The 9,800-nt window shown below is 53.5% G+C and carries 8 protein-coding genes; 3 read left to right on the top strand and 5 right to left on the bottom strand.

Annotated features, from left to right (window positions below):
- The first annotated feature begins 196 nt into the window (after positions 1-196).
- Both PN477_RS18630 and biuH read left to right on the top strand, forming a co-directional pair.
- A complete protein-coding gene (locus tag PN477_RS18630; protein WP_272120232.1) occupies positions 197-475 on the top strand; it encodes a hypothetical protein in 279 nt (92 codons plus the stop codon).
- Positions 476-739: 264 nt separating this feature from the next.
- On the top strand, positions 740-1,435 hold the full coding sequence (biuH, locus tag PN477_RS18625) for a biuret amidohydrolase (protein WP_272120230.1): 696 nt from the start codon (positions 740-742) through the stop codon (positions 1,433-1,435).
- Here the strand turns inward: biuH and PN477_RS18620 are convergent.
- Complete coding sequence (locus tag PN477_RS18620; protein ID WP_272120228.1) at positions 1,432-2,475, bottom strand: putative bifunctional diguanylate cyclase/phosphodiesterase; 1,044 nt, start codon at positions 2,473-2,475, stop codon at positions 1,432-1,434. The two genes, biuH and PN477_RS18620, sit on opposite strands and share 4 nt — an antisense overlap.
- Before the next feature lie 715 nt (positions 2,476-3,190).
- On the opposite strand from PN477_RS18620, the gene PN477_RS18615 reads away from it, so the two are divergent.
- Positions 3,191-7,165, top strand: coding sequence for a PAS domain S-box protein (locus tag PN477_RS18615; protein ID WP_272120226.1), 3,975 nt, complete (start codon positions 3,191-3,193; stop codon positions 7,163-7,165).
- 65 nt (positions 7,166-7,230) lie between these two features.
- On the opposite strand, the gene queF is transcribed toward PN477_RS18615, so the two are convergent.
- The 4 genes from queF to PN477_RS18595 form a co-directional block, all read right to left on the bottom strand.
- Positions 7,231-7,632 carry a preQ(1) synthase gene (queF, locus tag PN477_RS18610; RefSeq protein ID WP_272120225.1) on the bottom strand — a complete coding sequence of 134 codons (402 nt, stop codon included), beginning with the start codon at positions 7,630-7,632 and terminating at the stop codon, positions 7,231-7,233.
- A 42-nt stretch (positions 7,633-7,674) separates the two neighbouring features.
- Positions 7,675-8,052 carry a hypothetical protein gene (locus tag PN477_RS18605; protein ID WP_272120224.1) on the bottom strand — a complete coding sequence of 126 codons (378 nt, stop codon included), beginning with the start codon at positions 8,050-8,052 and terminating at the stop codon, positions 7,675-7,677.
- A 17-nt stretch (positions 8,053-8,069) separates the two neighbouring features.
- Positions 8,070-8,444 (bottom strand): phasin family protein, encoded by a 375-nt coding sequence (locus PN477_RS18600; RefSeq protein ID WP_272120222.1) that lies wholly within the window; start codon positions 8,442-8,444, stop codon positions 8,070-8,072.
- A gap of 99 nt (positions 8,445-8,543) precedes the next feature.
- On the bottom strand, positions 8,544-9,404 hold the full coding sequence (locus PN477_RS18595; RefSeq protein WP_272120220.1) for an MBL fold metallo-hydrolase: 861 nt from the start codon (positions 9,402-9,404) through the stop codon (positions 8,544-8,546).
- Between the last annotated feature and the right edge of the window lie 396 nt (positions 9,405-9,800).

The following is a 9,800-nucleotide window of genomic DNA, read 5'->3' as shown; positions in this document are numbered from 1 at the left end:
CAGGATAAATCAATGGCGTTAGTCGTTGAGCCTAGCAACCCTCTGCAACTCTCGTTGTTTGAGTGGATAAATGGTCAGGTAACTGGCTGTTCAGAATCCCCCACTATAGCCCGTAGGGTTTAGTGGGGGAGTATGTCAAACCCCCTTTAGATTCGTAACTTGGGTGATGTAATTAGGTTGATGGAGAGAGGAAATCATGCTCGCGGATCGGTATGCCTTAATTCGCTCCAGTCAGGACGGCAAATATGTGACGGCGCGACCCCGCCGACCAGAGGAACAGTTTTTATTGCTGTTTCGCGAGGAGTATGAGGCGCGGAGTTATCTCAATGCCCACGCCGGGGAATTGCGCGATCGCTTCCAAGTCGAAGTGTTGAGCGCAGCGAATTTAAAAGACCTCCTCAGCCGCTGGGGGTTTCAAGGGGTGGGGATTGTCACCGATCCCTTGATGCCGATGATTGATTTTTTAACGGTGTGATCGGGATTCAGGGCAGCGATCGCCGGAGCCAGTCCCCCGAAATCTGAGACCGGGTGACGAAGCCAGACCACAGAATTGTGATTGCAGAGGGCAATGTGCTGAGGACATCCAACTCCCTCAAAACAAGGGGCTGAAGCCCCTTGCCTATCCTTACAAATCTGACTCGTGCTATCCATTGTGGTGATTGGTTCGTTTCGCTACAGTTTTCGCCTGCATTCCCCGGAATGATAGAGCCATCTTTTCACGATCCGGTCGCTGATTACCATGGCTCGATACGTTGACTCCGCACCCTACCCCTACCCCTACAACGGCGATCTGCGACCGGACAACACGGCGTTGATTGTGATTGATATGCAGATCGATTTTTGTGGTGAGGGGGGATATGTGGATCGGATGGGCTATGACCTGTCGTTAACACGCGCCCCGATTGAACCGTTGCAGCGGGTGTTTGCGGCGTTGCGATCGCAAAACATCACCATTTTTCACACCCGCGAAGGCCATCGCCCCGACCTCACCGACCTACCCGCCAATAAACGCTGGCGCAGTCAACAAATCGGCGCAGGCATCGGCGATCCGGGGCCCTGCGGACGGATTCTCGTGCGGGGCGAACCGGGTTGGAATATTATTCCTGAACTCGCGCCCTTACCGGGAGAAGCGGTGATTGACAAACCCGGCAAAAGTGCATTTTACGCCACAGACCTCGATCTACTCTTGCGGCGCAATCACATTGAAAACTTGATCTTGGCGGGGATTACCACGGACGTTTGTGTTCATACCACGATGCGGGAAGCCAACGATCGCGGCTACGAATGCCTCATCCTCTCCGACTGTACCGGAGCCACGGATCTCGGTAATCATCAAGCCGCCTTAAAAATGGTCACCATGCAAGGGGGCGTGTTTGGGGCAGTGGCTGACTCAACGGCCTTACTGAAAGCCCTCGCAACTCCTGCGATCGCCTAAGCCGCCATGATCGCATCATCGTGGAGCAGTTGCAGCGCATGACTTGCCCCCACCGGCTTCGAGAACCAATAGCCCTGGAGCGAATGGCAACCCAGGTCTGCCACTTGTTCTAGATCCGCTTCCGTTTCAATCCCTTCGGTAATCACCGTCAGACCGACGCTTTTCGCCAGTTGGATAATGCCGCGAATCATCTCCCATTGTTGCTGCACCACAAAGGAGCGATCCACCTTGAGCACATCCACCGACAGTTGATGGAGTCGCGCTAAACAGGAATAGCCCGTACCGAAATCATCAAGATAGACTTGTATCCCCGATGCCTTGAGGATTTGGAGGGTTGCGATCGCCGTCGGATTTTCAATCACCGTACTTTCCGTCACCTCCACCCGAAAACTCCCCACCGTCACCGCATGGCGCTCTAGAATTGCGATCGCCCGCTGGGCAAAATCCCGCTGCAACAACTGCAACGGCGACAAATTCACACTCATCGTTAACGGATTACTGCGGGGAAACACCTTCTGCCACTGAGCAAGCTGTTGGCAAGCCTGCTCAAACACCCAGAGACCCAACTCATGGATCAACTGAGTTTCTTCGGCAATCGGAATAAACAGATCCGGCGACACACCGCCGCGACTGGGGTGATGCCAGCGCAACAAGGCTTCAAACCCTTGGATCGTGCGATCCTGCGCATCCACAATCGGCTGATAGAACACCTCAAACTGGCGATTATCCCACGCTTGAAAGAGATCCTTTTCCAAGCGAAGCCGTTCTAACCCCGCACTGGAGAGCAACGCTTGGGTATTATGCCGTTCATCCTCTAGGGTCGTCGTGAGGCGCAGGAGGCGATCGGTGTTATTCGCTGCAATCCGGAGCAAGTGCTGGCCCTGTTCCGTGTGGGGATCAATTTTGCCGCTGAGCAATAACCCCAACGCGCCCCGAATCGAGGTTAAGGGCGTTCTAAGCTCATGACTAATTTCAGCCGTTGCCGGGCTTAGATCCTCACTGAGGAGAGAATAAAAATGTTGAGGAGAAGGAGAATTCATAACCAGTTCAGGTTTTTGTGACATGGTGACCATCGACATAATACCCTCAGTAAATCTAACCAGATCGGCCGTGCAACGAGCGTAGACTAAAATGTAAGCTTTTATTTCAATACATAAAGTTTAAGGACAACTTGTGAAAAAGTTGGGAAGGATATCCGTGATTCTACGGTTTCCCAGATCTATGTTTCGTCCATTCGTTGCTCGTAACTGGGCAGTGGAAGATACCTAAAGCTTTGGACTGTGCAACCTTACTCGTCTTTTGCCCTAGTCTTGAATCTATGCCTCATTAAAGATTAAGTCTGCTTGGTCAAAACAGTACGAATTTAGGGCAATATGTAAAGATGAGGGAGACAAAAAGATGAGTCAGAGTTAGTCCGAGCGAAGGGTTGAGATCGTACTGAGCCTCAGTCCCCAGGGAACCCCGTCGTGATTGAAAAACCCCAACTATTCAGCCCGGCAACTCCGCCCCCTCCAGTATAAAGCCCAGGGATTTTATCTACAGCCCAGAGATGTTACAAATTCACTGCTGAATTATTAAAACGGCTCAGGCCACCAGCCTGACCGCACTATTACAGTGTCATCTCTAGTGTCTGTCTGTGATGCTGGGTAATCAGGGGAATCGCAAAAAATAGATTAACATCACGGGCTGACATGATTGGCTGTTTCTCAAAAGTCTATGAATATACCTGCACCATCTAGTTCAACTGGGGACATTTTGGTCACAGATGATACACCCGCCAATCTCCGACTGTTAACCGGAATTTTGGTGAAACATGGGTATCAAGTCCGAGCGGCTCGGAGTGGCGCGGCGGCCTTGATGGCGGTGCAAGCGAAGCAACCGGATCTGATTTTACTCGATATCATGATGCCGGAAATGGATGGGTTTTCGGTCTGTGAGCATTTAAAGGCAGACCCGAATACTTGCCATATTCCGGTGATTTTTATTAGTGCGTTGGATCATCCGACGGATAAGGCGCGGGCGTTTCAGGTGGGGGGCATTGACTATATTCCGAAGCCGTTTCATCGCGAAGAAGTGTTGTTGCGGGTGAGTCATCATTTGGGGTTACGGCGGGCGCAGGATGCGTTGCGGGCCAGTGAAACTCGATTTCGGCTGATTTTTGAGAATGCGGGGGTGGGCATTTTTGTGGCTCAACCCGATGGCAAGATTCTCAAGACCAATCAAACGTTTCAGCGCTTTCTCGGCTATCAAAGCTCTCAGCTTTACCAAATGTCTTGTCTGGATTTTCTGGGTGAGGCGGATCGGGCCATGACGCTGGAGAAGTTGCAGCGGATTTCCCAGGGGGGGTTGGCGCATTACGAGACGGAGCAGCGGTATCGTCGTTCGGATGGCCAATGGATTTGGGGGCGGATGACGTTGTGTGGGGCGGTGCAGGATCAGGCGGTGCAGTTTGTGTTTGGGATGGTGGAGAATATTGATGCCCAAAAGCAGGCGCAGGAGGCGTTGCTGGCATCGGAACGGGAGATGCGGGCGATTTTTCAGGCGATGACGGATTTGGTGTTGATTCGCGATCGCGATGGCCGTTGTCGCAAAATTGCCCCGACCCAGGCGATCAAAACGCTTTCGACGACGCATCTGTTGGGTAAGACCTTGGATGAGATGATGCCGACGAATGCCGATCGCTTAAAGCAGGCGATCCAAACGACGTTGGATCAACAGCAGATGACGAAGGTGGAATATGAATATAGCTATGATGATCAGCCGCTGTGGTTTGATGCGCGTCTCTTTCCGTTGACGGAGGATACGGTGGTGTGGGTGGCGCGGGATGTGACGGAAGACCGCCTGATTGCGAAGAAGTTGCAGCAAAGTGAGCAAGAGATTCGCAGTATTTTTGAGGCGATGACGGATCTGGTGCTGGTGGTGGATGTGGAGCGTCAGCAGGTGCAGGTGATGCCGACGAACTATGGTCGCTTGTTTGAGAATAGTTCTGAGGTGATTGCGGCGACGTTTCATCAGTTTTTTGAGTCCGATGCTCCGACGTTTTGGCAGCCGATTCAACAGGTGTTATCGGAGAAGTTGACGTTTAATTTTGAATATTGCTTGCGGTTGCCGCAGGGGACGGTGTGGTTTGCGGCGAATATTTCGCCGCTGCCGAATCAATCGGTGATCTGGGTGGCGCGGGATATTAGCGATCGCATTCGTGCTGAACGTGATTTGCAAAGTTTGGCGGCGGAGTTGGAACAACGGGTGATCGAGCGCACGACCCAGTTACGGAAGGTGAACACGAATCTGCGGGCCGAAATTAGCGATCGCATTCAAGCCGAAGCAAACCTCGCCAAGTCCGAAGCCCGGTTCCGCCTCGCCGTCGATAACATTCCCAATATGTTTGTGATCTACGATCGCCACCTCCGCTATCGCTTCGTCAACACCCAAGCCCTGCAAACCCTCAAACGCCGCCGGGAAGACATGATTGGGCGCACCGATCGCGAAATTTTCCCGGACATGATTACCCAAGCCTATGTACCCCTGCTAGAACAAGCGGTAGACTGTCGCCAAGTGCAAGGGGCAGAATGCACCCTCGAAATTCCGCAACAGAGTCGTTTAACCTTCAATGTCACCTACGTGCCTCTGCTCAGTAGTGCCGGGGAGATTGAACAAATTTTAGGCATTGCCCATGATGTGACGGAGCAAAAGCGATCGGAGCGGGTCATTCGTCAGGCCAAAGAACAACTCCAGGCGGTGCTGGATGCCGTGCCGGGGTTTGTGTCTTGGATTGGGGTACTGGCCTCCAGCGAGGAAAACAGCCCATCGGAACTGTACTACCTAGGGGCCAATCATCAATTGGCCAGTGCGTTTGAGATGCAGCCCCAGGACTTTACGGGGCAGCCGTTGGGGTTCTTAGCGTCTGGCGATGCCTTTGAGCAGATGTTACGGGATCTGTTTCAGTCACCGGAGCAGACTCAATCTCGCGTCGTCTCAATGGATATGAAGGATCACGAACGGCGGCATTACTTGGTGGTGGCCCAAAAGTATCAACAGAATCAGGCGGCGGTGTCGGTGGGCATTGATATTACGGCCCGGATGAAGGCGGAAACGCAGTTAAAGCATGCCTATGGGCGATCGCAACTCCTCTCCGAACTGACCCTCAAAATCCGCCAGTCCCTCGACTTGGACGAAATTCTCCAAACTGCCGTTTGGGAAGTGCATCAAATCCTCCAGACGGATCGTGTTGCCATTTTGCAATGCGATGCGGATCATCAATGCTGTGTGATTAAAGAATCCGTGGGGGATAATGTTGCGGCGCTGGGGTTTGGGTCGCGATCGCTACCGCCCCAGGAGATGAATCCCCCCTACCTGGCGATTGATGACACCGAACAGTACAGCGGCGATCGCCAGCAGATTCTGACCTTTGGCGAGCATCCGGTGCGATCGCAGTTCTTGATGCCCATTTTTGTCCAACAACGGTTGTGGGGCAGTATTCTCGTCCAGCAATGCCAAGATCCCCACCATTGGGAATCGGACGAAATCGACCTCCTCACCGCCTTGGCGGATCAATTGGGGATTGCGGTGTCCCAAGCGGAATTTCTCAATCACCTGGAAGAACGAGTGGCCGAACGCACGGCAGAATTGCAGCTCGAAATTGCCGAGCGCACCAAGGCTGAAATTGCCCTGCGGGAAAGTGAAGCGCAACTCCATCGCGTCATTCAAAGTAATGCTTATGGGATTGTGGTGTGCGATCGCGATGGGCGAATCAATTTTGCCAATGCTGCCGCCACCGAACTGTTTGGGCGACCGGCGGCAGACCTCCTCAATTTTGATCTCGGCATTCCGATTCCCAGCGGCGATCGCAGTGAAATTTGCCTAATCCATCCCCAAGGGCAACAATGTGTGGTGGAAATGCGATCGGTGGAGATCAATTGGTATGGCCACACCGCCTATCTCCTCTCCCTGATGGACATCACCGAACGCAAAGCCATTGAACAGATGAAAGATGAATTCATCTCCATCGCCAGCCATGAACTGCGCACCCCCCTCACCTCGATCCGGGGTTCCCTCGGTCTCCTCGCCACCGGGCGTTTAGGGGAACTGTCCGGTAAAGGCCAAAAGATGCTAGAGATCGCCGTCAACAACACCGATCGCCTCACCCGTCTGCTCAACGACATCCTCGACCTCGAACGGATTGAATCCGGGCGGATTAAGCTCCTGCGGCGGCGTTGTGATGCCCTCGAATTGATGCAGCAAGCCGCCCAAGCCATGGTCAGCATGGCCGAACAGCAAAACCTCACCCTCTGCCTCGAATGTAACCAAAATGCCTTCGCCCGCTATCCTCTCCCCAACGACAGCGAGCCGCTCCATTCCACCTTCCCGGTGTATATCTGGGTCGATTCGGATCAAATTCTGCAAACCCTCACTAACTTGATCAGTAATGCGATCAAGTTTTCAGAGCGCGATCGCACCATTTGGATCAACCTCGTCCCCCATCCTGATCAGGTGGTCTTTTCGATCACAGACCAAGGGCGCGGCATCCCCCCCGATAAATGCGAGGCGATTTTCGGGCGGTTTCAACAAGTGGATGCCTCAGACTCACGGGAAAAAGGCGGCACAGGCCTCGGCCTCCCGATCTGCCGGGAAATTATCCACCGTCACGGGGGCGAAATCTGGGTCGAAAGCATCCTGGGGGTGGGCAGTACCTTCTATTTCTCCATTCCCCTCAAACCCGAAAACTCGTAACACCCCACCACCGTCCCCCCGCAGGATCTAGCCGGGGGATTAAACGGATGGCAGCCCCGTTGGACTTATTGGGTGTGGGTGACTTCAACCACGGTATGGACATTGCCTCTGGGGGTGAAATCGCCCTTAATCGTCATTTCTAGGGGATTGCAGGCCGCCACAAAATCATCCAAAATCTGATTGACGCTTTCTTCGTGGGAAATGTAGCGATCGCGGTAGCTATTGATATACAGCTTCATTGCTTTTAACTCAATCACCCGCTGATCCGGCACATAGGTCACCTCAATCGTGGCAAAGTCCGGATAGCCCGAAAATGGGCATTTACAGGTAAATTCCGGCAGGGACACCCGAATCGTGAACCGGCGACCCGGTCGGGGATTGGGAAACGTGATTAAAGAACCTTGTTCAATTTCGCGCTCACCATATTTAATTTCAGGCGCGGAGCAGGGAGAATCGGTTTGGGTCATGACAATGCTTTACAGTTGAGCAGATCGCAAGGATAGCAACGGCTAGGGCTGAGTTCCTTCCCAGTCGGGACAATGGGTATCGCCTTTACCGTAGGGATGCAGCGCACAGACGAGCAAGTTTTTATTATAAACATGGCCGTGGTAATGCTGACAGCCTTGGCAGGTGGGGGGCGGCGCGACCCAATGCAGGGAGGGAAAGGGCGCGATCGCATCCTCATCCTGAAGCCACGCCTCCCAATCCTCCGGCTCCGTCAGATCCGCCCACAGGGTTTGCACCCACGCCTCCCAATCCTCCGGCTGCATCTCATTCAACTCTTCACCGAAAGCCGTTGCCGCCGTGGTGATATCCTGCACCGCCTCCTCAAGCTCCGTCGCCACATCAGTGCAGAATGTCCAAAATTCCTTAGTCCAATCATTCATAACAGTTCAGATAAGGCCTAATCGAGGTTTTGCAGCCGTCGCAATTCCGCCTGGAGAGCGTCCACCTGTTGGCGGAGATGTTCCGCTTGGGGGTCATGGGGGTCATCCTCTTCGTCGTCGAGGATTTCGATGGGGCGCGGCCCTGATGGTGGCGGCGGCGTGGGGTCAGTGCCATCGGTGACCGGCGGCCGCTGGGCCTGCTGAATCAAGTCATCGACGAACTTACCCGCTTCTTCGGCTTGCAGTTCGCCCCGTTTGACCATTTCATCAGCGAGAAGCTGGGCTTGTTTGCGGAGTTCTTGGAACTGTGTGCCGGCTTTTTCCCCTGCATAGGAGGCAAGACCGACACCGAGATAAAATGCTTTTTGAACGAGATGACCAAAACCAGGCATGATGGATGTCTTTGATGTAAGGATGCGCATCAATATACCGTCTGGGTCTATGGTAGACGAAATCTGAAGAGGCTGCCGGGGCAGGGTCGGGGTTGAGGTTTAGATCGATGCGGGGATCAGTTCGATGGTTTTGCCTTCTTGGGCGAGGGTCGCGCCGGGAAACACCGCTTGGATTTGGGCCCCGATGTCATCAAGAAAATCATCGGTATGGAGGGGATCATGGTGAAAGATGATCAACTGTTTCACCTGGGCAGCCTGGGCAACTTTAACCGCTTCTTGCCAGGTGGAATGACCCCACCCCACTTTGCTGCTCTTGGGATTGTGGTATTCCGCATCGGTGTAGCAGGCATCGATAATCAGCACATCGGCATGATCGGCGAGGAAAAGCACACTGGGATCAAGGCGATCGGGATAATGTTCGGTGTCCGTCACATAGGCAACGCTGAGGCCTTCCCACATGACGCGATAGCCGATCGCTTCGCCGGGATGGTTAAGGCGGGCATTGGCGATCGCCACCTCCCCCAATTGAAACGTTTCGCCAATCTCCAAATCATGAAAACACAACTCCGCCTGCATCACCTGGATCGGCACGGGGAAATTGGGATGGAGCATCTGATCATGGTGGCGTTGCTTAATCGTCGCCCCATTGGGAGCCACCGCCCCGTAAATATGAAACCGATTCCCCCCCACAAACGCCGGGGTAAAAAACGGAAAGCCCTGAATATGATCCCAGTGGGTATGGGTGAAGAAAATATGGGCTTCGATCGGCATCTGGCCAAGCATGGATTGTCCGAGCACCCGTAACCCCGTCCCCCCATCAAAAATCAGACGCTCACCCCCCACCTGCATTTCCACGCAGGGTGTGTTGCCGCCGTAGCGCACAGTTTCTGCCCCTGGGCAAGGAATGCTGCCCCGCACTCCCCAGAATTTAACTTTGAATCGTGGTTGTTGCTCGGACATAATCACTTTGATTAGGGTGAGGGGTGCAGGTTAGGCAAGGGCGGATCAACGGGGGGTGAGAATGGTGTTGATTTTGAAAACACCCTCAGTACCATTGTGATCAAACTGCACCACTTTTGGGTTTCACTCAGGATGAAGTTCAAAATTCTTAGCGACAGCACGACAAGACAAGGCGAGCACGGAGATCCGGATCACGCGGGGTGAATGTTCATCATGGCCTTTCTATTGTACGTGTTGTCCGCAAGGGTTCCCACCTTGACATACTCCTCGCGCTAAAGCGACGAGGATTCTGCGATCCTGGCGTAGCCAGCAAACCTTCGTTCGTCTTACGACTACTCTCGCACTAGACAATGCCCTGCCTAGCTGAATGATTCAGACTCCAGAGTTGGTTTTCTT

Source organism: Spirulina subsalsa CS-330, from assembly GCF_028330765.1.
GTDB classification, from domain to species: Bacteria; Cyanobacteriota; Cyanobacteriia; order Cyanobacteriales; family Spirulinaceae; genus Spirulina; species Spirulina subsalsa_A.
The sequence above is the reverse complement of the archived record's forward strand: the minus strand, read 5'-3'. Positions and strand labels throughout refer to the sequence as shown.

Excerpts from the sequence above, each read along its gene's own strand:
- PN477_RS18605 (WP_272120224.1), bottom strand. The coding sequence starts at position 8,052 with ATGAATGATTGGACTAAGGAATTTTGGACATTCTGCACTGATGTGGCG.
- PN477_RS18630 (WP_272120232.1), top strand. The coding sequence starts at position 197 with ATGCTCGCGGATCGGTATGCCTTAATTCGCTCCAGTCAGGACGGCAAA.
- biuH (WP_272120230.1), top strand. The coding sequence starts at position 740 with ATGGCTCGATACGTTGACTCCGCACCCTACCCCTACCCCTACAACGGC.
- PN477_RS18600 (WP_272120222.1), bottom strand. The coding sequence starts at position 8,444 with ATGCCTGGTTTTGGTCATCTCGTTCAAAAAGCATTTTATCTCGGTGTC.
- PN477_RS18620 (WP_272120228.1), bottom strand. The coding sequence starts at position 2,475 with ATGAATTCTCCTTCTCCTCAACATTTTTATTCTCTCCTCAGTGAGGAT.
- PN477_RS18595 (WP_272120220.1), bottom strand. The coding sequence starts at position 9,404 with ATGTCCGAGCAACAACCACGATTCAAAGTTAAATTCTGGGGAGTGCGG.
- queF (WP_272120225.1), bottom strand. The coding sequence starts at position 7,632 with ATGACCCAAACCGATTCTCCCTGCTCCGCGCCTGAAATTAAATATGGT.